The sequence below is a fragment of the Streptomyces sp. NPDC056231 genome (assembly GCF_048270745.1).
Lineage (GTDB): Bacteria > Actinomycetota > Actinomycetes > Streptomycetales > Streptomycetaceae > Streptomyces.
The window spans coordinates 121,830-144,918 of sequence record NZ_JBLVKW010000015.1; the positions used below are offsets into that span (position 1 = coordinate 121,830).

Below are 23,089 nucleotides of genomic sequence, written 5' to 3' on the forward strand. Positions count from 1 at the left end.
CAACCGGAGCCCGACGAGCCGTCGGCGCTGCGACAACAGCCGCGGAACACCTTCACCGCCATGCCGCCCACTCCTTGACCGCGAACCGGTCGCCGACGCGTCGCACCTCGGCTGCGCCCGGCCCCGGGAAATGCGCGGGGAGCAGCAGGGCGCCCCGGTCCGCGGCCTCCCCCAGCACCCGGTGCCGGCTGTCCCGTGCGCGGGGCTCGTCCTCGTCGAAGCTGGGGCAGTCTTCCGGCTTCACGATCTGCAGTGGACTGTGCAGCAGATCCCCGACGAACAGCGCCCGTTCCGTGCCCGACCGCAGCCATACGACGCACGAGCCGGGCGTATGGCCGGGGGCAGGCTCGATACGGAGCTGGGTGTCGATCTCGTAGTGGTCGCCCTCCCACAGCACGGTCTGTCCGGCCTGGTGCACGGGGGCGACGCTGTCCTCGAAGACATTGGCCATCTGGGGGCCGGAGCGGGTCCGGTGTCCGTTGGCCGGGTTCCAGTAGTCGAAGTCGGCGCGCGAGATGACGTATTGGGCGTTGGGGAAGGTCGGTCGCCACTCTCTCTCGTCCGTCAGGCGCGTGTTCCAGCCGACGTGGTCGCCGTGGACATGGGTGCAGATCACCGTGTCCACGTCCTGCGGGCGGACGCGTGCCGCGGCCAGCTCTCCGAGGTAGTTGGTGTTCAGATGATGGAAGGACGGCATGGCCGGGCGCTCCCGGTCGTTGCCGATGCCGGTGTCGATCAGGATCGTCCGACCCTCGCTGCGGATCAGCCAGGTCTGGATCATCATGCGGACCTCGTCACGGGCCGGGTCCAGGAAGGTGGGGGCGAGCCAGTTCTCGTGCGCCTGCCAGTGCTCGACGGGCACGTCGGGGAAGACGTAGTCGCGGGCGCGGCCTTTGGTGGGCAGCTCGACCACCCGGGTGATCTCCACGTTTCCAAGCGCGATGGTGTCCATGTCCCCAGCCTGCGCGCCGGATGACTCAGTCGCCATCACCGATGGACGGGAGCCGGTATTGCGTGACGCTGTGGCACGCCAGTTCCCGTGGTTCCTCGTTGCGCCTGCCCGGCAAATCCGCAAGGTACGGGCCGAGTGCCTCACGGCGTGGGCCCAGCTGATGGAGGCGCTGGTGGCCGAGCGCCGCCCCGACCGGCCGGTACCGCTGGTGGCCGGTACCGCCGCGATCGGGGCGGCTGTGCATCTGCCGGCCACCGCCATCGAGGAGGGCCGGGACCGGTCCTCGATGGGCGGCATCCTGGTCGGCATCGCCGCGGGACAGCCCTTAGCGTGTGCTGCCGGCCTGACGGCCCGGCCTCACTTCAGGTGCCGGTCGTAGAAGCGGCCCCCGTCCTCCATCTCGAACCACGGGGTACCGGTGTGACCACCCAGATTGGCGTGCAGCGTCTTCTCCTTGCTGCCGAAGGCGTCGAACAGGTCCAGGGCCCGCTGCCGGGGGTTCCCTTCGTCGTCCCACTGCAGAAGGAACAGCAGTGGAATGGTGACCTGCCGGGCCTCCTCACGCTGGGTGCGGGGCACGTAACCCCCGGCGAAGAAGCCGGCGGCCGCGATGCGCGGCTCGACCACCGCCAGTCGAATGCCGAGGGCGGTCCACCCCGAGTACCCGACCGGGCCGTCGATCCCGGGCAGCACAAGGAGGGCGTCCAGGGTGGTCTGCCATTCCGGGACCGCCTTTTCGACCAGCGGGCCGACGAGGCACTCGAAGATCTCGTCGACCGGCTCGCCGGCCTGCATCGCCCGGCGGAGGTCGGCGCGAGCCTGCTCGTCGGCGGCGGAACGGGGCCGGTCACCGCATCCGGCGGCGTCAATGGTGGCCACCGCGTAGCCGCAGGACGCGGTGTGCCGGGCCCGGGCCACCAGCCGGGATTCCCCCTTGGGCAGGCCGTTGTTGTGGGCCATCAGGATCAGCGGGGCCGATGCGTCGGATTCAGGCGTCCACAGGGTGCCAGGGATCTCGCCGAGGGTGAATTCGCGCTCGAGGACGCCGTCGTCGAGGCGCTGTTCAGAAGTGAATTGCATGGTCGTGCCTTTCGGGAGTGCTCTTGAACGGCGCTCCCGGACGACCTATCGCCCGACCGTGACCCCGGAGGGGAGCACCCATGTCGATACTGCGTTCACGGGTACCACCTCCTCGTTCTCTCGCACGGCCTCCGGAAAGGTAGCAGTGGTCGCCGCGGTCCGCCAACGGGTTTTTGCGGAGACTTCGTGGCCGGACGACACGGAGCTCCTCTCAAGGCCAAGGCAGCGCGGCCGGCGCTGAGCCGATACGTATCGCCGAGCACGCGATCCGGCGGCTGTCCGGCGGCTGTCCGGCGGGATCGTGGTCCGCCTCGCTCGACCCGGCCAGCTCGCCGCCGCAGCAGGCGAGGTTCAGGTGGCCAAGTGGCTGGAGGGCACCGGCCAACCCGCGGTCAGGGCCCTCGACGTGCGGCAGCCCGTCAACGCGACCGGCCACCCCGTCACGTTCTGGGCAGAGCTGCCACCGCATGAGCTCGGCACCGTCGTGGACCGCGGGTACGAGCGATAAGGACCTGCACTACGCTCGCACAGTCATTTCGCGGTCCAGCTCAACGGCCGCAGCGACGAGGAAGAGGCGCTCGTTCGGGCCGGCACGCTGGGTATCAACTGCTCGCCGAACTTCGCCCCGCCGGCCGGGTTCCGTAGCGAGCCGGCCCAGGTCGACGGCTGCGTCCTCACCGACTACGTCGGCTGATTCACCATCAGATCCTCGTTACAGTCCGGAGGTCCGGCCCGGAGCCACCGCCTATGGCTCCGGGCCGGACCGGGACGAGGAAGTCGCTCCCCCCGCTCAAGCACCGCGACCTCAATGCACTCGGCCGCTACAGCTTCACCGCCTCCACGCCCGCCGCCGCTTCAGTCAGTTTCCTTGGTCGATGACGTCGTGGAGGTATTGCAGGGTGAGCTTCTCGGCATGGCGACGGCGTTCAACGATTGCTCCGCCGTCATCGGACCACCGGCGGTAAAGATCGACGGCGGCGAGGAGGGCCTGTCCGGCCTTGTGGCGGTCGTAGCCGCACAGCGTCGCCTGAAGGTCGCGCGCCTCTTCGGGCGCGATGGTTTCGAGGTGGCGTACGCCGCGGGGGATGGCGCCCATCCGGCGAGCGGCCAAGGGGCCGAGCACGGTCTCGCGCAGGTAGTCGAGGACGCCAATGCTCTCGAACAGTTCACCGCGGCCGAGCTTCGTCGCGCCGTAGTGCACCCAGATCCAGAACCGGTCCTCGAACCACTGGAGGTCGAGCGACGGAGTGACCGGCGACTGCTGGGCGAGGACACCGGCCAGGATTCCGTTGCCCGGGTCGGGCTACGCCGGGTATGCGGACTGCAGGATGCGATCAGCGGTATACACCGAGTCGACCAGCGGATGCAGCGCCAACGCCCGCAGCGCGGGGGCGCGTTCACCGCTCGCTGCCGCCTCGATCACGGCCCGCTCCACCGCCTTGACGCTCAGCATGAGCCCGAGCTGGTCGGGCGCCACGGCGCCGGTGGCGAGCGGGGTGGCGCCGGCGGCATCCACCAGGCAGGGCACCTCCACGACTGCCTCCGGGTCCAGGCCCGGGACTGCGGTGCGGTTGCGGACGTTGAGAATGAGCGTCGTGCGCTCGTTGCGGGCGATGGCCCGCATCAGGGCCAGCGCGACGCGGTCGTAGCCGCCGCCCTCGAGGTCGCTGGCGTCGCGCTGCCAGCCGCCCGTGCTCTCCCGGCTCTCGGCCATGTACGTCGCCTCGCGCTCCCGGCGCGTACGCTCCCACGCCTCAAGCGCACCGGCGGGACTGGCGGCCGCCTGAGCGTAGAAAACCTCCTGCTGGTCGCGCAGGAACTCCCCACGGGTGGCCGGTGCCTGGCGCAGGGCGGCGACCGCCTCGCGATTGAAGTAGTAGTAGTGCAGGTACTCGTTGGGCAGCGCGCCCAACGTCCGTAGCCAGTCCGCGCCGAAGAGCTTGCCCTCCTCGAAGGACTCCAGCACCGCGGCGTCGGCCAGCAGTTCGGGCAGCCGGTCGTGGCCGTCGACGGTGATCCGGCGCAGCCAGCCGAGGTGGTTGAGGCCGACATAGTCGTAGCCCGCGCGGTCGGGGTCGGCGCCCACCGCGCGAGCGGCGCGCCGGCACAGCCCGACCGGCGAGTCACAGATGCCGATGACGCGGTCGCCGAGGACGCGCTGCATGGCCTCGGTGACCATGCCCGCCGGGTTGGTGAAGTTGATGACCCAGGCGTCGGGCGCGACGGCCGCGACCCGCTCGGCGATCTGCACCGCCTCCGGCACGGTGCGCAGGCCGTACAGCACGCCGCCCGCGCCGACCGTCTCCTGGCCGAGGACGCCCTCGCCCAGGGCGGCGCGCTCGTCGCAGCTGCGGCCCTGCAGGCCGCCGACGCGAATCGCGGAGAAGACGAAGTCCGCGCCGCGTAGGGCGTCGTCGAGGTCCGTTGTGGTGCGTACGGCCGGGCCGGGCGGGCGGCCCGGGCCCGGCCCGGTGAGCTGTGCGGCCTGCTCGGCCAGCACCGCGGCGATCGCGTCGAGGCGCCGCCGGTCGGTGTCGTACAGCACCAGTTCGGTGCACCTGCCCGCCGCGTCGCCGTCGTCCGTCAGCAGCGCGCGGTACACGAGCGGTACCCGGAACCCGCCGCCACCCAGCAGAGTCAGCCTCATACGGTGATTACCTCCGTCCCGGCCTCGCGGAACGCCGCGAGCGTGGCTGGGTCCGACGTGTCGTTGGTGATCAGGACGTCGATGTCCGGCGCCCCGCAGATACGGGCGAGACCGGTCTCGCCAGGGAACTTGCCGGCGCTCGCGAGCAGCACGACCTGCCGCGCGGCGGCGATCATGGCGCGCTTCACGGGCACCTCCACGTGCGTGCTGTCCAACACGCCGCCGCTGGGCAGCACGCCGCTCGCGCCGAGGAAGAGCCGGCCGACGTACAGCTCACGCAGATTGGACTCGGTGAGGAAGCCCACCACGGAGAGGTAGTTACGGCGCACCTCCCCGCCGAGCAGAATCAGCCGCACTTCGGGGTCGTCGCGCAGCTCCTCGTACACCGCGAGGTTGCTGGTGACGATGGTGACGGGGCGGCCGCGCAACAGCTTGGCGAGCTGGTGCGTGGTGGTGCCGATGTCCAGCAGGAGCGCGTCGCCGTCCTCGATCAGCTCGGCCGCCCGAGCGGCTATCGCGGTCTTGGCCGGCAGGTCGTCCACGGCCGCTTCGGCGAAGGGCCGCTCGTCGTCGGTGCGCGCGGCCACCGCCCCACCGTAGACGCGGGTGAGCCGGCCGGCGTCGTCGAGCTCGGTCAGGTCACGGCGGGCCGTGGCCTCGCTCACACCGAGCCTCTTGGCGATCTCCCGGACCGGGAGCACGCCTTTCTCGCCCAGGATGGTCAGCAGCCTGCGGTGCCGCGCCTCTCGCAACATGCCCGCAATGTACTCCAGTTGAGCAACTGTGCACGAGCCTGATCAATCTCTTGCATGTACACAACTCTCGGTGCAAGGTGTCGGTCAGCATGCAGCTCCGATCAGGAAGGGCGCGCAGGTGAGCACTTCTTCGACGGTCGCGAAATTATTCGACCCGCTGGCAGACATACGCCTCCCCGGCGACCCCGAGTACGACGTGTACCTGACCGGGACCGTGTTCCTCGACATGATCTTCACAGGCCTGGACCACGCCCCCGTACGCGGCACCGAGAACTGGGCCCGCGGTATGGGGCTGAGCCCCGGCGGCATCGCGAACATGGCCACCGCGCTGGCCCGCCTCGGACTGCGCACCACGCTCGCGTCCGCCTTCGGCACCGACCTGTACGGCGACTACTGCTGGGACAGCCTCTCCGGCAGCGAGGGGGTCGACCTCAGCCACTCGCGCCGGGTGGTCGGCTGGCACTCGCCGGTGACGGTGTCGATGGCGTACGAAGGCGAGCGCACGATGGTGACGCACGAGCATCCATCTCCCCCGCCGTGCACGTGCGGCCCGCCGCGTTCACGGGCCTGCGTGGCCACGCTCGAGCCCGGTCGGCAGGACGACTGGCTGAGCAAGGCGGAACGGCAGGGCAGCAAGATCTTCGCCGACGTGGGCTGGGACGACAGCGGACGCTGGGACCCGGCGGCGCTGCGTGACCTCGGTCATTGCCACGTCTTCCTGCCCAACGCCACGGAGGCCCAGCACTACACGCGTACCGACTCCCCGCAGGAGGCCGTGCGCGTGCTGGCCGAGCTGGTGCCGATCGCGGTCGTGACCATGGGCCCCGAGGGCGCGGTCGCCATCGACTCGGTCACCGGCGAGACGGCGGAGGTGCCCGGGGTTCCGGTGCGGGCCATGGACCCGACGGGCGCGGGCGACGTCTTCGTCGCGGGCTTCATGACAGGGACACTCGCCGGATGGCCGCTGGCCGACCGGCTCGCGTTCGCCAACCTGACCGCCGCCCTGTCCGTGGAGCACTTCGGCGGCTCGCTGGCCGCGCCGGGCTGGCCGGAGGTGGCCGCCTGGTGGCAGACGGTGCGCCGTCCGCACGGCTCCGGCGAACTGGCCCGGCGCTACGCCTTCCTGGACGAGTTGGTCCCCTCGGGACAGGTCCCAGGGCCGCGGTTGCGCGCGGTGCCGACCATCGGATTCCGGGGCGAGTGAGCGCGATGAGGCGTCCCCGACGATGTCCCCTGAGACGTTCAGTGAGACCCCGTTGAGACGAGGAGTGGGAATGCGAGGAGTTCGCGCGATGGTGCCGGGTACCGGCACACGACGCGCCAGGCGGAACATGCTGCCGGTCACCCTCGTCGCCGGTCTGGCCCTGCTGGCCACGGGGTGCGTGCCGGGCACCGACGGGTCGCAGGCCGGCGGGGCAGCCGGGGCCGGGAGCACGGCCGTACCGGATCCGGCGCGCGCCGGCAACGTCACGCTCACCGTGTGGGACCAGGAGACCCGTGGCGGCACGAACGGCGAGATCGAGCAGCTCAACAAGGAGTTCGAGGAGAAGTTCCCGAACGTCCGCATCAAGCGGGTCTCGCGGAGCTTCTCCGACCTCAAGACCACCCTGAAGCTCGCGATATCCGGCAACAAGCCGCCGGACGTGGTGCAGGCGAACCAGGGCTACCCGGACATGGTGACCTTCGTCCAGGCCGGGCTGCTCGCCCCGCTGGACACGTACGCGGGCATCTACGACTGGAACACCCGCTACCCCACCACGCTGCTCAACCTCAACCGGGTCTCGACCGACGGCCACCGCTTCGGCACCGGCCGGCTCTACGGGATATCCCAGACCGGTGAGTTCGTCGGCATCTACTACAACAAGGACGTCCTGGCGAAGGCCGGCGTGAAGCCGCCGAAGACCTGGACGGACTTCACCGCGAGCCTCGGCACGCTGAAGCAGAAGGGGGAGCTGCCGATCCAGTTCGGCAACCTGGACAAGTTCCCGGCGATCCACACCTTCGGCGTGCTGCAGGACCAGCTCGGCGGGGCGCAGGCACGTGACACGGTCCTCGGCCGCGGCCAGGGCTTCGACGACGCCTCCACCAAGGGCGCGGCCGCCACCCTGTCCGACTGGGTCAAGAAGGGCTACCTGCCCAAGGGCGCCAACGGGCTCGGCTACGACGACGCCGCCAAGAAGTTCGCCGGCGGCGACGGCGCGTACCTGATCACCGGCACCTGGCTGCAGGCCGACCTGAAGAAGCCGATGGGCGGCAAGCTGGGCCTCATCCCGCCGCCGCCCGCCAAGGCCGACGCCAACCCGATGACCACCGGCGGCCAGGGGCTCGCCTGGTCGATCACGTCGCGGTCCCATCACCCCGAAGTCGCCGCCGCCTACCTCGACTTCATTACGAACGCGCACGCGTCCGACGTCATGACCGAGCACGGCGTGCTGCCCGCGCTGCCGGGGCGGGCCGCGGCCGAGATCGACCCGGAGAGCAGCGAGGGACAGATGATCGCCGGCTGGCGGAGGCTGACCGCAGGTGACGGGCTGGTGCCGTACCTCGACTACGCCACACCGAGCTTCTACGACACCACGTCCAAGGCGCTGCAGGACCTCATCGCCGGCAACAGCGACCCCGAGAACTTCGCGGCGTCCCTGCAAAGGGACTACGGCGGCTTCATGAAGAAGCAGCGCGACAATTCGACGGGGTCGAAGTGACCGCCCTCCGGGACCGCTACCGCCGCCGCGCCCCCGGCGAGCCGCGCGCCATCGGCTACCTCTACGTGCTGCCGGCACTCGCCCTGTACGGTGCGTTCCTTCTGTACCCCTTCGGCCAGTCGGTGTGGCTGTCGCTGCTGCACTGGGACGGGCTGACGCGGGCCACCTGGGCCGGGTTCGGCAACTACACGGACCTCTTCACAGATCCGAGCCTGCGCGCGCCGTTCGTCCACGCGCTCGTCCTGCTCCTGTTCTACGCCGCCCTGCCGGTGGCCATCGGCCTGCTACTGGCGGCCGTGATGTCGCGGATCCGGGTGAAGGGCATGGCCTTCTTCCGCACCGTGCTGTTCCTGCCGCAGGTCCTCGCCATGGTCGTGGTCGGTGTCGCCTGGCGCTCCATCCTCGCCCCCGACGGCCTGCTCAACGACACCCTGAAGGCCGTCGGTCTCGGCTCGCTGACCCGGGCCTGGCTGGGCGACTACGACTGGGCGCTGCCCGCGGTCGGCGCCGTCGGCACCTGGGTGGAGACCGGGCTGTGCATGGTGCTCTTCCTCGCCGGCGCGCAGCGCATCCCCCGGGAGTTGTACGAGGCGGCGCGGATCGACGGCGCGGGCGCGATACGTGAGTTCTTCAGCGTCACGCTGCCCGGCCTGCGGCCAGAGGCAGCGGTGGCACTGACCCTCACCATCGTGGCGGGCCTGCGCAACTTCGACCTGATCTACATCACCACCAGCGGCGGCCCGGGCAACTCCACGTCGGTGCCGGCGTACGAGGTCTACCACCGGGCCTTCGAGACCAACCAGGTCGGCTCGGCGGCCGCCGTCGGCGTCGCCCTCACCGTCCTGATCTTCGCACTGACCGTCACGGTCTCCCGGCTCGTCGAAGGGCGGCGGTCATGATCTCGCGCACCGAACGCGGCGCCACGTACGCGATCCTGACGATCTTCGCGATCATTTCGCTGACGCCGGTGATCGGCATCCTCTCCACCGCCTTCGGCCGCCAGGGCGCGCTGGGCACCGGTTTCTCACTGCCCGAAGGCGGACTGCACTGGGGCAACTTCGCCGACGCCTGGACCCGCGGCCACTTCGGTACGTACCTGGGCAACTCGCTGCTGGTGGCTGCGGTCGTGGTGGTGGCGACGGCGGTGCTGGCGATCCTGGCCGGCTATGCCTTCGGCGTGATGCGCTTCCCCGGCTCGACGGTGCTTTTCTACCTGTTCGTCATCGGCCTCACGCTGCCGCAGGAGGCGCTGGTCATCCCGCTCTACTTCGACCTGCGGTACGTGGAGCTGACGGACACGTACTGGGCGCTGATCCTGCCGCAGATCGCCCAGTCGCTGGCCTTCGGCGTCTTCTGGCTGCGCGCCTACTTCCGCAGCAGCGCCCGCTCCGTCATCGAGGCGGCGCGGATGGACGGCGCCTCCACCTGGACCACGCTGTGGCGGATCCTGGTGCCGATGGGCCGGCCCGCCATCACCACCATGATCGTCATCACCTTCATGTGGACATGGAACGAGTTCCTCATGGCCCTGGTGATGATCAGCGACGAGTCCCTGCGCACGGTCCCGCTGGGCCTGGCCTTCTTCCAGGGCCAGCACACGGCCGAGACGTCACTGCTGGCGGCGGCGTCGGTGCTGATCGCGCTGCCGGTGGTGATCGTGTACGTGGCGCTGCAGCACCGCTTCATCGAGGGCATGCTGACGGGCGCGGTGAAGGAGTAGCGAGGGCGGCGCAGTGCCGCCCGCAAATTTCGTCCGTCAAGAAGTCAAGAACAAATGGAGGCGCACGGTGGCGAATTTAACTCAGGAGCACGGCGGCACAGTCGGCGCCGACGGGGCAGAAGGCGCCGCGGGACCGAACCGGCGCACCGTCGCGGTCGCTCTGGCCTCGGGCCTCGTCGGTGCGGCGCTGGGCGTGCCTGCGCCCGCGGCCTGGGCAGACGGCTGGAGCGCCCCGCGCCCGCAACGCAGCGGGCGCGGGCGTCACGACCCGGCTCACAGCGACGTGTTGTTCGTCGGCGCCCATCCCGACGACGAGGCCGGAAACCTTTCCACGTTCGGGCAGTGGCGGGAGCAGTACGGGGTCAGCACCGGCGTCCTGACCATCACTCGCGGCGAGGGCGGCGGGAACGCCATCGGCCTCGACGAGGGGCCGGGCCTCGGGCTGATCCGGGAGGGCGAGGAGCGGAAGGCCACCGCGTACGCCGGGATCGACAACATCTACTACCTGGACAAGGCCGATTTCTGGTACACCCTCTCGGCGCCGCTGACCGCCGGGATCTGGGACGAGCGTGACACCCTGGAGCGCGTCGTCCGTCTGATCCGCGCCACCACCCCCGACACGGTGGTCACCATGGACCCGCGCCCGTTCAACCAGCACGGCGGGCACCAGCTCTCCGCGCGGCTGGCTATCGAGGCGTTCTTCCTGGCCGGCGACCCGGGCGCGTTCCCCACACAGATCACCCGCGAGCACTACCGCCCCTGGCGACCTCGGCTGCTGCTGGCCCAGAACTACGGTTTCCGCAGCCTCCTCGGCCCCGACGCGCCCAAGCAGCGCCGCACCGATCCCAACACCGGGCTGCCGGTCTTCGGCGTCTTCTCCGGCACCCGATCGAGCGAGCACGGTGTGAGCTGGGCCCAGGTGGAGACAGACGCAGCCCGCACGTACGCCACCCAGGGGTGGGCCTCCAATCCGTCCGAGGTGCCGACGGACCCCGAGAAGCTGGGCTCCGACTGGTTCACGGTGCTGGCCACGCACGGCAAGGCCGTGCAGTCCGAAGTGCGGCCGCAGTCCGGACTGCGGCCGATATACGCGGAGTTCGCCGCCTGGGCGGAGCGCGTCGGCCTGCCCTGGCTGGCCAACAACACGCAGCCCCGCTACCCGGCTGCCCCGTCCACCGTCATCCCCGAGGTGGCCACCGCTCCCGTACTGGACGGTGTGGAGCGGGAAGGCGAGTACCCGGGCCCCGAACTGCCGCTGGTGTACTGGCAGGGCCAGGAGGTCGGCCCGGACGACATTTCGGGGACGGCGAGGCTCGCGCGGCACGGCGACGACCTGTACGTGTTCGTCAAGGTCACCGACGACCGGGCGGGTGCGGCGCTGGGCGAGGGCGACCTCAAGCGGCACTGGCGGACCGACTCGGTGGAGATCGCCATCGACCCGCGTGGCACGGCCGACGACACCTCCGTCACCTTCAAGACAGGCATCTTCCCGTTCTCGGCGAACGGCGGGGGGCCGGTGGCGGAGCGGGACGCCGACAACCACCAAGGCCCCGCGAAGGACACCACGCCTGGCATGGCCGTCGTCGCCACGGTCTCCGAGCCGTATGCCGGCTACACGCTGGAGGCGAAGATCCCACTGGGCGAGCTGCCGGCGGCTGCCGACCCGGAGGCGTTCGCCCTCAACGTGATGGTCTACGACTCCGACACCGACGACAAGACCGGCCAGACCCGGCTGGCTTGGTCGCCTTACGGCAGCGCCCAGGCAGATCCGTATGTATGGGGCACGGCGCGGCTTGAGGGTTACACCCCTCCTGCGGACCGGCCCACCATACCGGCCGAACCGGTCATCCCCACAGATGCGGCGCGCAGCGAGGACTCGCCGGCATCGGTGACGCAGTCGCGCCGTACCGGGATTCCGCTGGCGGTCGGCCCACGCACCGGTGGCGGTGACCGACGTGGGTGACGTCGCCCCCCGCCCACTCCAGGGACGCCCTGCGTCCCGATGACACCCCTCAGCCCCCGGGGCCCTGCCCGAGCGCACGGTCCCGGGGACGACGGCCGGAGGGCCCGAAGCGAACGGATCCAGTTCCAGCCGGTCGTTGATGCCATCCTGGTGTCACGGCACCTCGAAATCCCGGCCCGCCCACTTGACCACGAGCCGCGAGCGCAGTCATTGCCATTTGACGCACGTTGATGCCCCCGCTGCTCCGGCAGGGGCTCGTTCAATGCACTCGCCGACAGTACGGCTCCACGGCTGGCTGCCACCCCGACACCGGTCCAGGGCGTTCAGGATGCCTGTGACGCGATGGCCAGCAGGGGCTGCAGGCTGTCGGCCAAGAAGTCGTCGAACGTGCACGGCGGATGGCCGGTGAGGTTAGGGACCGCGGTCGTCGTCGTGGTCCGCTGGCTGCCGTTCCGGGGCGTCGAGCCCGAGCGGCCGACCGCGACTGGGAGTACGGGGAGCGGGAGAGTGCTCCCAGACTGCTCCCACCAACGCGCCAAGGGCCCTCCGAAGAGAGCCCCTGACCTGCCGAAACTTCCGACATTGCTGTCGGGACGACAGGATTTGAACCTGCGACCCCTTGACCCCCAGTCAAGTGCGCTACCAAGCTGCGCCACGTCCCGATGCGCTTCCTCCCGGCGCTCCCGGGCGGCTTCGCAGGACAAACATTACCTCACTCCGCGGACCGAATTGACGCCCGTGCCTGATGGGCGCGGGTCGCAAGTGCTTCGGCGCCGCACGCCGTGGCCAGTTTCTGGGCCCGGGCGAGCTCGCGCCGGGAGCGGATCGCGATGCCGTAGTCGACACGGGCCAGGGCGTGTTCGTACGCGGACGGGGACGCCTCCAGGTGCCGGACCGCGTCGGCCAGCAGATGGCGGGCTTCCTCGGGGCGGGCGAACAGGGCGACGCAGCGCAGGGCCTCGCCGATCGCGGTGTCCGTACCGAAGCGTTCGGCGTGCACCCGCGCCGAGGTGGCGAGATGGGCTGCGCGGCCCGGGTCCTCGTCGGCCAGGGCGCGGGCGAGGTCGCCCGCCCATGGAGCCCAGATGCCGTTGAACCGGCCGCGCGGTTCAAGAGCCTGGCCGGCTGCTTCGAGTTCGGCGACGGCTTCCTTTGTACGGCCTTCGGCAAGCAGGAGGCGGCCACGGACGCACGGTGCGTCCGGCATGACCATCGCGCTGGGATAGGGCATCCCGAAGTGGTACTGGTCAGCAATCGTGCGGGCCTCGGCGACCCGGCCCCGGGCCAGCAGGGTGTCGATGAGCAGGCAGGCGGCGATCCAGTTGACGGGCAGGCCGCTGCCCACACGGTCGGCGAGCCTCAGTCCTTCGCGCAGGAAGCCCTCCGCCTCGGTCAGCCTGCCCCGACGCCGGTGGACGAGACCGAGGAGGGTGTGGGCGAAGGCAAGGTGCGCGCCGCTCCAACCGGAGATCTCGAAAGCTCGGACGGCCTCGCTGAACAGTGCCTCGGCCCGGTCGAGCTGGTCGGTGAAGGCATAGGTGATCCCCACCGTGGTGGGGAACTCGAAGCCCCATTCGGTGTCGGTCCACCCGAGACCGCGGGCCGGGCGGCCGTCGACCAGGGCGCGTTCGCAGAGATCGACGACGAGCTGGCAGTCCTCGCCCCGGAGCATGGCGTCGAAGGCACGCAGCGTGAGCAGGGCGCGTTCGGCGTTGTTGCGGCCGCTGAGGTGGTCGGCGTTGGCGGCGAGCCTGCGGGATCGGCCGGGCCCGTCGTCCTCGGCGGCCTGCATGCCCTCCCACATGAAGTGCGCGGCCTGCAGCCGCATCCGGCCCGGTCCGGGGGCGGTGCGCCCGGTCTCGGCGGCGAGAGCCAGTGCCGCTTCCTTCAGCTGGTTGTTGTGGGAGAGGGCGGCGGCGAGCCGGAAGGTGGCATCGACGCGCACCTCGTCGGCGAGTCCGGGCAGATCGAGGGCGGCCCGAAGATGCTGGACGGTGGTGGGAGGGGAGCTGAGCAGCGTGGCGCAGCCCAGCTCGTACAGCAGCGTGGCCCGCACCTGGTGGCGCGGCGGTTCCTGCAGGGCGCGTTCCAGGCAGCGGCGGGCGGCTTCGGGGGCACCGACCGCGAGATGTTGGCCGGCTGCCTCGCGGAGTTGCTCGACCAGTTCCTGGTCGTCGTCCGGGTGGACTTCCAGGAGATGGCGGGAAGCCGCGGCGGCGCCGAGTCCGGCTCGGGTGATCGCCCAGGCGGCGCGGCCGTGCATGGCAGTGCGGGTGGCCGGCGGGATGGAGCGGTACACGGCGGTGGCGATCAGTGGGTGGACGAACTCCAGTGGGTCGAAGCCGCTGACGATACGGGCGTCGCGCAGCCGCGCAGTGCAGTCGGCGGCCTCCGCGGGGCTCATTCCGGCGAGGGTGGCGGCGAGGTCCTGGGAGATCTCGGTGCCGAGGACGGCAGCGGCCCAGGCGAACCGGTTGGCGTTCGTGCCGAGCCGTTCGAGCCGGGCGACGAGTCCGCTGCCGCGGGCCGAGGCGCCGAGTTCGCGCAGCAGCCCGGCCGACTCCTCCAGAGGTGCCAGTTCGTGGTCCTGCACCTTGGCGACGAGTTCGACCGCCTCGTACGGGTTGCCGCCGGTGACGGCCCACACCTCGCGGCAGAACGGGTCGTCGGCGTGGTTGCCGAGAATGGCCCGGACCAGTTCCGCGGTGGCCTCGGGGGTGAGCGCGCGCAGCGCGACCCGTGCCTGGGCGGGGTGGCTGCCGCCGCCCCCCTCGCGCGCCGCCAGTTCCTCCGGGCGGTGCGCCTGGACGACGAGGACGGGCAGTTCGCCGAGGCGTGCGGTGAACGAGGCGAGCCAGGCAAGGGATTCGCCGTCCGCCCAGTGGGCGTCGTCGATGATCAGCAGCGGCGGACGGTGACTCAGCCGGGAAGCGAGCTGCGACACGACGTGGTCGAGTCCGTCGCGCACACCCTGCGGGTCGGGCTGCGGGCCGCTGGGTTCGGCAAGTCCGAGGGCGGGTGCGGTGATCTCGAACCACGCGCCGAACAGATCGCGCACCTCGTCGGGCGGAAACTGGTCGAGCGCGGGCTGCAGGAGTTGGCGTACGACGTGGAACGGCACGGATGTGACCGTCTCGCCGCCGCGTGCGGACCAGACGGTGCAGCGGTCCGCGGCCATGACCTGGATCTCGGTGAGCAGAGCTGTCTTGCCGAGGCCTGCCTCACCGCTGAAGATCAGCAGCCCGCCGGCTGCCTGGGCGCCGCACAGGGCCTCCACGGCATGTGCGGCGGCGGCGAGTTCCGGTTCGCGCTCGTACAGCGGCCGGGACGGCTTCATGCCTACCCTCCCCTAGTGGTACGGAATACTGCCGACACTAGTCGTGAGCGGCGGCCCACGGACAGTGGTTCGGACAGTTCGCCGCAGGTGCGGGGCACAATCGACGGGTGGACGAGACTCGTAGGGATCGCGATGCCGAGGGCCGGGCGCGCAGTGCGCGCCCCCGTGACGGGCTGGGGCGCCCCCTGCCGTACGGGGTTCCGGGGGTGGCGCGGCAACCGGAGGGGGTGGTGCGCTCCCCCGAGGAGACACTGCGGGAGGCACAGCGGCTGCTGGACGCCGGGATGCCGTTCCACGCGCACGAGGTGTTCGAGGACGCGTGGAAGTCGGGCCCGGAGGCGGAACGGGAGTTGTGGCGCGGGCTCGCGCAGCTGGCGGTGGGGCTGACGCACGCCGCGCGCGGCAATGCGACGGGTGGGGCGCGGCTGTTGCGTCGGGGCGCGACGGCCCTCTCGGCGTACGGGGACGCGTCGGCGCACGGCATCGGGATCAATGCGCTGACCGGCTGGGCGGAGGAGCTGGCCAGGCGGGTGGAGACAGGCGGCGGGCGGACGGTGGACGCGGCCGAGGAGGCGCCCCGGTTGCGACGGGAGGGCGGATGAGCCGGATGGCGGCGTTCGTTTTCGGCAACCGTCGGGCGGAGCGGTGAACACAGCGCCCCGAAACTATTACCATCCCGCGTCATGAGCACTTCTGACCAGGACCAGTCCGTGGACACCCCGATAGCCGCCCCCGACAGCGACACGAACGGCACAGAGACCGACGCCGGGGCCGAGGCCGGCGCCGAGGTCGAGGGGGCGGGGGCCGGGGACCGCAGATTGACGCCGCGTCAAGCCAGACGGTTGCGGGTCGTGCTCTCCTCGGTCGGCATGGCGGCGATGGCGGTCGTGCTGGCGCTGCGGATCGCGAGCCGGTCGTCCGTTCTGGTGGTCGGGGTGTACGGGCTGGCGCTGATCCTGTGCGGGATCGTGATCGAGCTCAGCCGGAACGGCCGTACACGCTTGGGTAGTTGGCTGCTGACCTTCGGCCTGGTGGCGGCGATCGGTTCGGACTGGCTGCTGATCCCCTGACGCTCAGACTGCTGTGATCCGCACGGTTCCGCCGTGCGGATCGACACGGTCGACCCGGTCGGCGCGCAGCCGGAACGGCCGGTTCGGTTCGGCGGGCAGCAGGCTGCCGCTGCGAGTGGACCACATGCCGTCGAGCAGGCTGTGGATCAGGTCTCCGGCCATGGCGACCGGGGATGTCACGCGCGGTCCAGCAGGGTCTCCACCGCGGTGCGGAATCGGGCGAGGCGTTCGGCGGCCTCGTCCGGGCCGATCCGCGGTTCGTACACGGCGGCCGGCTCCCACGCGGGTACGGCCAGCTGGAGCGACAGCTTCGGGTCGACGCCGAGGCGGGCGACGGCCCCGGCCCCGAGTGCGGTGACGTCCGGCAACGCGGACACCTCGACCGGCCGTTGCAGCAGGTCGGCCTGGGTCTGCATGAGGAGCGCGGAGCGGGTCAGGCCGCCGTCCACACGGAGCGAGGTCAGCGGTCCGCCGAGATCGGTGGCGACGGCGTCGGCGAGTTCGACGACCTGGGCGGCGATGCCCTCGCACAGGGCGCGCACCAGGTGGCCGGCGGTGGTGTCCAGTCCGAGTCCCGTCACCGAGCCGCGCAGATCGCTGCGCCACCACGGTGCGGCGAGTCCGGCGAGCGCCGGTACGAAGGTGACCCCGCCGGAGTCGGGGACGCCCGCGCCGACGGGGTCGAGCTCAGCGGCACCGGAGATCACCCCGAGGTCGGTGAGCCAGCGGACGGCGGACGCGGCGGTGTAGACCTGCCCGTCGAGGCAGTAGCTGGCACGGCCGTCGAGCCGCCAGGCGACACAGCTGACCAGACCGGTGGCGCCGCGGCGGGGCGTGGGACCGGTCTGGGCGAGCAGGAAGGCGCCGGTGCCGTAGGTGCATTTGGCGGTGCCGGCCTGCAGCGCGCCCTGGGCGAGCAGGGCGGCCTGTTGGTCGACGAGGAGTCCGGTCAGGGGGAGTTCGCCGCCGAACGCCGTCGTCGTACCGACCGGGCCGGCGGCGTCGACGACAGTGGGGAGCCGTTCGCCGGACAGGCCGAAGATGTCCAGAGCCGCGGGTGACCAGCCGACCCGGTCGAGGTCGAGCAGCTGGGTACGGCCGGCGGTCGCCGCATCCGTGACGAACGCGCCGGTCAGCCGGTGGACCAGCCAGGAGTCGCTGGTGGTGACGACACCCTCACGGGTCAACTCACGGCGGATCCAGGCCATCTTCGGTGCGGCGAAGTACGGGTCGAGCGGAAGCCCGGTGAGTTGTCTCAACTCGTCTTCATGTGTGGCGAGTTCTCTGCATACCGATTCGGCCCGGCGGTCCTGCCAGACGATTGCGTCGGTGAGCGGCTTTCCGGTTGCCGGGTCCCAGGCGAGCACGGTCTCGCCCTGGTTCGCGAGCCCGACGGCGACCACCGATTCACCTGCCTCGTGCACCGCCCGCCGTCCGGCTTCGACCACCGACCCGAACAGCTCGGCGGGGTCGGCCTCGACCACTCCCCCGGGCCCGTACCGAGGCCGCACCGGAGCCGCACCGGAGCCGATCACGCCGCGTTCCGGGCAGATCACCAGCGCCTTGGTGCCGGACGTGCCCTGGTCCACGGCGAGCACCGGGCCTGTCATCGACACCCCTGCTGTACGGAAGCTCTACGGCTTGAACGGAATCGTGATCAACGGTCACTGACGCACAGACTGGTGCAGACCACCGTGCACGTCAAGCACCTGCATTCCACACCTTGCGGAATGGCCAAATGATGGTCAACATCCTTCCATCTCACAAGACTTGAGTAAGATCCGCGAATCGGCCGAGAGATCGAAGAAGCGCGCTCTACACTCACCGCCGAGCAACGAATGAACGCCTTCGAGCTGTTCGCCTTTCAACAGCCGCTTCACCCCCCGCCCTTGAGGATTGATGAGACCAACACCAACCCGCGTGCGCCGAAATCGCACGTCCCGGGCCATCCGCTTATGCCCGGACACGCTGCCGTGCACGGGGGCGGGGCGAGTCCATGGCGACCGGTGATTTCCGGCCGGTCTATCACCCGGCCGGGCACGACAACGAATTACGTACGGCGTTACAGGACCTGCGCACCGGCCGCTGGGTATCCATGCGGAATCTGCTGGAAAGCACCCCGGACTGGACGCTGTGGACCCAGCGCACCCAGGTGCTCGGCGCCGTCGCCGCAGGCTCCGACGCGGTACAGGCCTGGCGGACCGAGGAACCCCGGAGTGTCGCGGTTGCCGTGATGCACGCACGGGTCGTGGTGGAGCGTGCCATGCGCGCCCATCGGGAGGGACATCACCGGGCGCAGGAGTTGTGGCGGGAGGCCTGGGAGGCCTGCAGGTCGGCCGCCCACGCCACCCCCGCCGACCCGGTGCCCTGGGTGTGCCTGCTGGCCCTGTCCCAGTTGGACGAGCGGCAGGAACTGCAGGAGCACCGGCTGCATCCGCCGGGGCCCATGCTCTTTCCAGGCCCGTGGGGGCTGCTGGCGGAGGCCGACCGGCGCGATCCCTACAACCGCGAGGCCTACCACCGGATGCTCCAGTTCGTGTACGCGCGAAAGGCCGGCGGAACCCTCTCCGAGGCGGTCAACTTCGCCCAATGGGCGGCAACTTCGGCGCCCGGAGGATCCGCGCTCCACGTGCTTCCGCTGTACGTGCGGGTAGAGCGCTACCGCCGGGAGAACGGTCACGAGAAGGCGCTGGATCTCCACTGGGTCACCGAGGACGCCGAGCGGGACGCCGCACGGGCCCTTCGCCTCTGGTTCCACCGCACAGATCCGGCCAGGCACTCCCTGCTCGACGTCAACCATCTCGCCCACGCCCTGTGGGGCGCCCAGCAATTCGCCGACGCGGCACCGGTGTTCCGGGCACTCGGCCCGTACTACACCACGCTTCCCTGGGCCTGTCGTGCCCCCGACCCCCGCGACCCTTCGGGCGCCGAGGACGTGTATCTGCGCGCCCGGACCCGCTGTCTCGCCGCGGCACCCGAACCGGGCCGGGGACCGCACGGCTGACCCCGGCACGCTCTCTCCCCGACCATAAACCGTCCCCGACCCCTTCTCCTTTCCCCCTTCCCCTTCACGGAGGCTTCCCCTCATGTCCATACCCACCTCGACCCAGCCGGGCGCGCAGGCCGCTCCCCATAAGGACGAGGAGCAGCGGCTGCGCGAACTCGGCTACCAGCCGGTGCTGGCCCGTCGCATGGGCGGCTTCGGCAACTTCGCCATCAGCTTCTCCGTCATCTCGATCCTGTCCGGCTGCATGACCCTGTACGGCTTCGGCATGTCGGCCGGCGGCCCGTCGGTGATGCTGTGGGGCTGGGCCGGTGTCGGCCTGTTCGTCCTCTGCGTCGGCATGGCCCTCGCGGAGGTCACCAGCGCGTACCCGACGTCCGGGGCGCTGTACTACATGGCCGACCGGCTCGGCGGCCGCAAGTGGGGCTGGTACACGGGCTGGTTGAACCTGCTCGGCCTGCTCGGTGCGATCGCGGGTATCGACTACGGTGCCGCGCTGTTCACCGGCGCGCTGATGAACCTGCAGTGGGGCTTCACCCCCACCCCCGGCAAGACCATGATCATTTTCCTCTGCATCCTGCTGTTGCACGCCGTGCTGAACCTCTTCGGGGTCCGTCTGGTCAGCGTGCTCAACTCGATCAGCGTGTGGTGGCACCTGGCCGGCGTCGCCGTGATCGTCGCCGTGCTGGCAGTCGTTCCCTCCCACCACCAGTCGCCGTCGTTCGTCTTCACCGAGTTCGTCAATGACACGGGCTGGGAGAACCCGCTTTATGTGGCGGCGATCGGCCTGCTGCTGGCGCAGTACACCTTCTGCGGCTACGACGCCTCCGCCCATCTGTCGGAGGAGACCTCGAACGCCTCGGTGTCGGCGGCCCGCGGCATCGTCCGCGCGATCTGGGTCTCCTGGATCGCCGGTTTCGTGCTGCTCGCCGGTCTGACGTTCGCGATCCAGGACTACGTGGGCACCCAGGAGAGTGCCACCGGTGTGCCTCCGGCCCAGATCCTGATCGACGCGCTCGGCACCTCGGGCGCCACCGCCATGCTGCTGATCGTGATCGCGGCCCAGCTGTTCTGCGGCAACGCCGAGGTCGCCGCCGCGAGCCGGATGGTGTTCGCGTTCAGCCGCGACAACGCGCTGCCGGGTTCGGCGCTGTGGCGCAAGGTGAGCACCCGCACCCAGACACCCGTCCCCGCCGTGTGGCTGTCGGTCGCCGTCGCCGGACTGCTGGCGCTGCCGTCGCTGTACTCGGCCACCGCCTACGGTGCGGTGACCGCGATCAACGTCATCGGTATCACGCCCGCCTACGCGATCCCGATCTTCCTGAAGCTGCGCGCCGGAGACCGCTTCGAGCGGGGTCCCTGGCACCTGGGCCGCTGGTCCAGGCCGATCGGCTGGATCGCCGTGGTGTGGGTGGCCATCGTGACCGTGCTGTTCCTGCTTCCGCAGTCGTCGCCGGTGACCATCGACTCGATGAACTACGCGTCGGTCGCGCTCGTCGCCGTATTGGTTCTGGCCACCATCTGGTGGTTCGTCGCGCGCCGTTCCTACAGCACGCCGTCGGCGTACGGGAACGCCCGTGAACAGGCGGAGATCGCCGCCGACATCGTCTGACACGACGACTTCCGCACTCTCTTCAGGTTTCTCCTCGAGCCCTCCTGGACCGTCCGGTCCAGGAGGGCTTCGTCATACCCTGGGGAGCGGTCAGCGCAGCAGCAGCTGGAGTCCGCCGAGCACCAGTCGCTCGAAGAGCTTCTGGTTGATGCCGGTCGACATGCTTCCGGCCGACGTACGCGTCCGAAACGACAAACAGTCGGCTGGTCGGCCTTGAGGCTGGCAAGATCGACCGCTGCGCCGCGGGCGACAGCTTCGCCCACCCCGTACGACCCGAAAGGCTGGCATTCCTCGCATGACCTCTCCTCTTGAACTCCCCGCAGAAGAACGCGGCTTGAGCCCGCGCACCGGCTACACCCGGGCGCACTGGGAGGCGGCGGCGGACGGGCTGCTGCGGGCTGCCTGGCAGTGGTCCACCCCCGGCAGCGCCCTGCTCGACCTGCCGGGGCGGCCGTCCGCCTCCGGGGTGCGCTCGGACGGTCTGGAGGGCTATGCCCGTACGTTCCTCGCCGCCGCGTTCCGGGTCGCGGGCGCGGAGGGCAAGGACCCGCACGGCTGGCTCGACCGGTACGCGGACGGTCTCACGGCCGGTACGCGTACGCCTGGCCGGGACGACCTGGAGTCCTGGCCGCTGATCCTCGACCACCATGTGCAGGGCCAGCCCATGGTCGAGTCCGCCTCGGTCGCCATCGGGCTGCGACTGACTCGTCCCTGGCTGTGGGACCGGCTCGACGCCGGTGTCCAGGACCGCGCCGAGGAGTGGCTGCGCGGCGCGCTGCGGCACACGCCCTCGCCCAACAACTGGTACCTGTTTCCCTACTCCGTGGCCGCGTTCCTGGAGTCGGTGGGCCGCGGTGACGCCGAGACGTCCCGGGCGAAGGCACGGGCGCTGGACCTGCTGGAGGGCTGGTACCGCGGACAGGGCTGGTACTCCGACGGGGACGGTCGCGCCTTCGACCACTACAACGGCTGGGCGCTGCACCTCTACCCGATGCTGGACGCGCATCTGTCGGGCGACCCGGAACTGTCCGCGCACTACGGCTCCCGGCTGCGCGAGCACCTGGACAACTACACGCTGCTGTTCGGCGGCGACGGTGCCCCGATCCACTTCGGGCGTTCGCTGACCTACCGGTTCGCGGCCGGTTCGGCGGTCGCGCTGGGCGCCGTCACCGGGCACACCCCGCTCTCCCCCGGCGCCTCGCGGCGGGTGATCAGCGGATCGCTGCGCTACTTCCTGGACCGCGGCACGACGGGCACGGACGGGCTGCTGAGCCTGGGCTGGCACGGCCCGCACGAGGCGACGCTGCAGCACTACTCGGGCCCCGCGTCCCCGTACTGGGCGTCCAAGGCGTTCGTCGCGCTGCTCGCCCCGGACGGCCATCCGCTGTGGACGGCGACCGAGGAGCCTGCGCCCAGCGAGGGCCCCGACCGGGTGGTGGCGCTGCCCGCCCCCGGCTTGCTGATCCAGTCCACCCGGACGGACGGCATCGTGCGGCTGCACAACCACGGCAGCGACCATGTCCGGCCGCACGAGGGCGAGTCGGGTGTGCAGGACGACCCGCTGTACAGCCGCTGGTCATACTCCACGGTGACCGGCCCCACGTCGGGGGTGAATGCGGCGGACAACCACTTGGCCGTCGTCGTCGGCGGAATACGCAGCGGCCGTCGCAGCATCCACCCGCTGGGCGCGGGAGGGGGCGACGGCTGGGGCTGGGCGGCGTCCTGGCACCGCCCTGTCTTCACGTCCGGTGCGCCGATGGTGCCGGGGATGCGGGTGGAGAGCGTCACGGTGGTCCGCGGCAGGTACGAGCTGCGGGTGCACCGGGTGCTGGGTGCCCCGGCCGGGGCACGGGTGGAGCAGACGGGCTGGGCGACCGGCCCGGACGACTCCGTACGGTCCGGGCTGCACGGCCTGCACGGCTGGGAGACGCAGGACGAGGTACGGGCTCCGCAGGGCACGGCGTACGCCCGGTGGGCGGTGCTGCCGAGGCTGGGCGCGGACGCGGAGGGAACGGTTCTGCTGGTGTCGCTCGCGTCGCTGACGGCGGAGCCGGAGCCGACGGCACTCGCGGTGGCCGTGAGCGGCGTGAACGTGGACGGCGACACGGTCGAGGTCTGCTGGGCCGACGACGGGTCGACGACCCGTATCGGCTTCGAACCGCTGAGGGTCGAACACCGCTGACCGTGCGGTCCGGCGGGCCGCCGCCCGGGCGGCCCGCGGGCGGCGCCAACGCGGCGACGGGGGTG

Annotated in this window: 20 protein-coding genes and 1 tRNA gene; 12 read left to right on the plus strand and 9 right to left on the minus strand. The window is 70.8% G+C overall.

Annotated elements, in window-relative coordinates; genetic code table 11:
- Positions 1-52 precede the first annotated feature (52 nt).
- Complete coding sequence (locus ACNPQM_RS15235) at positions 53-952, minus strand: MBL fold metallo-hydrolase (protein WP_418084405.1); 900 nt, start codon at positions 950-952, stop codon at positions 53-55.
- Positions 953-1,022: 70 nt separating this feature from the next.
- Here ACNPQM_RS15235 and ACNPQM_RS15240 point away from each other — a divergent pair, with 70 nt between their 5' ends.
- On the plus strand, positions 1,023-1,331 hold the full coding sequence (locus tag ACNPQM_RS15240) for a hypothetical protein (protein WP_418084406.1): 309 nt from the start codon (positions 1,023-1,025) through the stop codon (positions 1,329-1,331).
- Here ACNPQM_RS15240 and ACNPQM_RS15245 read toward each other — a convergent pair.
- Complete coding sequence (locus ACNPQM_RS15245; RefSeq protein ID WP_418084407.1) at positions 1,310-2,032, minus strand: dienelactone hydrolase family protein; 723 nt, start codon at positions 2,030-2,032, stop codon at positions 1,310-1,312. The two genes, ACNPQM_RS15240 and ACNPQM_RS15245, sit on opposite strands and share 22 nt — an antisense overlap.
- A gap of 301 nt (positions 2,033-2,333) precedes the next feature.
- Here ACNPQM_RS15245 and ACNPQM_RS15250 point away from each other — a divergent pair, with 301 nt between their 5' ends.
- Complete coding sequence (locus tag ACNPQM_RS15250) at positions 2,334-2,540, plus strand: hypothetical protein (protein WP_418084408.1); 207 nt, start codon at positions 2,334-2,336, stop codon at positions 2,538-2,540.
- A 351-nt stretch (positions 2,541-2,891) separates the two neighbouring features.
- Here the strand turns inward: ACNPQM_RS15250 and ACNPQM_RS15255 are convergent, their stop codons facing one another.
- The 3 genes from ACNPQM_RS15255 to ACNPQM_RS15265 form a co-directional block, all read right to left on the minus strand.
- Positions 2,892-3,233, minus strand: coding sequence for a hypothetical protein (locus ACNPQM_RS15255; RefSeq protein WP_418084409.1), 342 nt, complete (start codon positions 3,231-3,233; stop codon positions 2,892-2,894).
- 102 nt (positions 3,234-3,335) lie between these two features.
- Positions 3,336-4,679 carry a 6-phospho-beta-glucosidase gene (locus tag ACNPQM_RS15260; protein WP_358859273.1) on the minus strand — a complete coding sequence of 448 codons (1,344 nt, stop codon included), beginning with the start codon at positions 4,677-4,679 and terminating at the stop codon, positions 3,336-3,338.
- Positions 4,676-5,434 carry a DeoR/GlpR family DNA-binding transcription regulator gene (locus ACNPQM_RS15265; protein ID WP_418084410.1) on the minus strand — a complete coding sequence of 253 codons (759 nt, stop codon included), beginning with the start codon at positions 5,432-5,434 and terminating at the stop codon, positions 4,676-4,678. Before ACNPQM_RS15265 ends, ACNPQM_RS15260 begins: the two co-directional genes overlap by 4 nt.
- Before the next feature lie 118 nt (positions 5,435-5,552).
- Between ACNPQM_RS15265 and ACNPQM_RS15270 the strand changes: the two genes are divergently transcribed.
- The 5 genes from ACNPQM_RS15270 to ACNPQM_RS15290 all read left to right on the plus strand — a co-directional run bounded on the left by ACNPQM_RS15270 (position 5,553) and on the right by ACNPQM_RS15290 (position 11,819).
- Positions 5,553-6,638 (plus strand): carbohydrate kinase family protein, encoded by a 1,086-nt coding sequence (locus ACNPQM_RS15270; RefSeq protein ID WP_418084411.1) that lies wholly within the window; start codon positions 5,553-5,555, stop codon positions 6,636-6,638.
- A gap of 88 nt (positions 6,639-6,726) precedes the next feature.
- Positions 6,727-8,136, plus strand: a complete 1,410-nt coding sequence (locus ACNPQM_RS15275) for an extracellular solute-binding protein (RefSeq protein ID WP_418084412.1) — start codon at positions 6,727-6,729, stop codon at positions 8,134-8,136.
- Positions 8,133-9,035: a carbohydrate ABC transporter permease gene (locus tag ACNPQM_RS15280; protein WP_418084413.1), complete on the plus strand. Its 903-nt coding sequence runs from the start codon at positions 8,133-8,135 to the stop codon at positions 9,033-9,035. Before ACNPQM_RS15275 ends, ACNPQM_RS15280 begins: the two co-directional genes overlap by 4 nt.
- Positions 9,032-9,856 carry a carbohydrate ABC transporter permease gene (locus ACNPQM_RS15285; protein WP_358859278.1) on the plus strand — a complete coding sequence of 275 codons (825 nt, stop codon included), beginning with the start codon at positions 9,032-9,034 and terminating at the stop codon, positions 9,854-9,856. The genes ACNPQM_RS15280 and ACNPQM_RS15285 overlap by 4 nt, the downstream gene beginning before the upstream one ends.
- A gap of 67 nt (positions 9,857-9,923) precedes the next feature.
- Positions 9,924-11,819 (plus strand): sugar-binding protein, encoded by a 1,896-nt coding sequence (locus ACNPQM_RS15290; protein WP_418084414.1) that lies wholly within the window; start codon positions 9,924-9,926, stop codon positions 11,817-11,819.
- Positions 11,820-12,407: 588 nt separating this feature from the next.
- Here ACNPQM_RS15290 and ACNPQM_RS15295 read toward each other — a convergent pair.
- Positions 12,408-12,481: transfer RNA gene (locus tag ACNPQM_RS15295), tRNA-Pro, on the minus strand.
- A 50-nt stretch (positions 12,482-12,531) separates the two neighbouring features.
- Positions 12,532-15,156 carry an ATP-binding protein gene (locus ACNPQM_RS15300; protein ID WP_418084415.1) on the minus strand — a complete coding sequence of 875 codons (2,625 nt, stop codon included), beginning with the start codon at positions 15,154-15,156 and terminating at the stop codon, positions 12,532-12,534.
- A gap of 107 nt (positions 15,157-15,263) precedes the next feature.
- Between ACNPQM_RS15300 and ACNPQM_RS15305 the strand changes: the two genes are divergently transcribed.
- Positions 15,264-15,758, plus strand: coding sequence for a DUF309 domain-containing protein (locus ACNPQM_RS15305; RefSeq protein ID WP_358859281.1), 495 nt, complete (start codon positions 15,264-15,266; stop codon positions 15,756-15,758).
- A gap of 81 nt (positions 15,759-15,839) precedes the next feature.
- Positions 15,840-16,226, plus strand: a complete 387-nt coding sequence (locus ACNPQM_RS15310; protein WP_418084416.1) for a hypothetical protein — start codon at positions 15,840-15,842, stop codon at positions 16,224-16,226.
- Between the two features lie 3 nt (positions 16,227-16,229).
- On the opposite strand, the gene ACNPQM_RS15315 is transcribed toward ACNPQM_RS15310, so the two are convergent.
- Positions 16,230-16,406, minus strand: a complete 177-nt coding sequence (locus ACNPQM_RS15315) for a hypothetical protein (protein WP_418084417.1) — start codon at positions 16,404-16,406, stop codon at positions 16,230-16,232.
- Positions 16,403-17,836: an FGGY family carbohydrate kinase gene (locus ACNPQM_RS15320; protein ID WP_418084418.1), complete on the minus strand. Its 1,434-nt coding sequence runs from the start codon at positions 17,834-17,836 to the stop codon at positions 16,403-16,405. Before ACNPQM_RS15320 ends, ACNPQM_RS15315 begins: the two co-directional genes overlap by 4 nt.
- Before the next feature lie 386 nt (positions 17,837-18,222).
- On the opposite strand from ACNPQM_RS15320, the gene ACNPQM_RS15325 reads away from it, so the two are divergent.
- The 3 genes from ACNPQM_RS15325 to ACNPQM_RS15335 all read left to right on the plus strand — a co-directional run bounded on the left by ACNPQM_RS15325 (position 18,223) and on the right by ACNPQM_RS15335 (position 23,024).
- Positions 18,223-19,230, plus strand: coding sequence for a hypothetical protein (locus tag ACNPQM_RS15325; protein WP_418084419.1), 1,008 nt, complete (start codon positions 18,223-18,225; stop codon positions 19,228-19,230).
- A gap of 82 nt (positions 19,231-19,312) precedes the next feature.
- A complete protein-coding gene (locus ACNPQM_RS15330; RefSeq protein ID WP_358859286.1) occupies positions 19,313-20,842 on the plus strand; it encodes an amino acid permease in 1,530 nt (509 codons plus the stop codon).
- A 295-nt stretch (positions 20,843-21,137) separates the two neighbouring features.
- Positions 21,138-23,024 (plus strand): DUF2264 domain-containing protein, encoded by a 1,887-nt coding sequence (locus ACNPQM_RS15335; RefSeq protein WP_418084420.1) that lies wholly within the window; start codon positions 21,138-21,140, stop codon positions 23,022-23,024.
- Positions 23,025-23,089: the final 65 nt, after the last annotated feature.

Excerpts from the sequence above, each read along its gene's own strand:
- ACNPQM_RS15335 (WP_418084420.1), top strand. The coding sequence starts at position 21,138 with ATGACCTCTCCTCTTGAACTCCCCGCAGAAGAACGCGGCTTGAGCCCG.
- ACNPQM_RS15235 (WP_418084405.1), bottom strand. The coding sequence starts at position 952 with ATGGACACCATCGCGCTTGGAAACGTGGAGATCACCCGGGTGGTCGAG.
- ACNPQM_RS15275 (WP_418084412.1), top strand. The coding sequence starts at position 6,727 with ATGGTGCCGGGTACCGGCACACGACGCGCCAGGCGGAACATGCTGCCG.
- ACNPQM_RS15285 (WP_358859278.1), top strand. The coding sequence starts at position 9,032 with ATGATCTCGCGCACCGAACGCGGCGCCACGTACGCGATCCTGACGATC.
- ACNPQM_RS15330 (WP_358859286.1), top strand. The coding sequence starts at position 19,313 with ATGTCCATACCCACCTCGACCCAGCCGGGCGCGCAGGCCGCTCCCCAT.
- ACNPQM_RS15320 (WP_418084418.1), bottom strand. The coding sequence starts at position 17,836 with ATGACAGGCCCGGTGCTCGCCGTGGACCAGGGCACGTCCGGCACCAAG.
- ACNPQM_RS15260 (WP_358859273.1), bottom strand. The coding sequence starts at position 4,679 with ATGAGGCTGACTCTGCTGGGTGGCGGCGGGTTCCGGGTACCGCTCGTG.
- ACNPQM_RS15300 (WP_418084415.1), bottom strand. The coding sequence starts at position 15,156 with ATGAAGCCGTCCCGGCCGCTGTACGAGCGCGAACCGGAACTCGCCGCC.
- ACNPQM_RS15265 (WP_418084410.1), bottom strand. The coding sequence starts at position 5,434 with ATGTTGCGAGAGGCGCGGCACCGCAGGCTGCTGACCATCCTGGGCGAG.
- ACNPQM_RS15245 (WP_418084407.1), bottom strand. The coding sequence starts at position 2,032 with ATGCAATTCACTTCTGAACAGCGCCTCGACGACGGCGTCCTCGAGCGC.
- ACNPQM_RS15310 (WP_418084416.1), top strand. The coding sequence starts at position 15,840 with ATGAGCACTTCTGACCAGGACCAGTCCGTGGACACCCCGATAGCCGCC.
- ACNPQM_RS15325 (WP_418084419.1), top strand. The coding sequence starts at position 18,223 with ATGGCGACCGGTGATTTCCGGCCGGTCTATCACCCGGCCGGGCACGAC.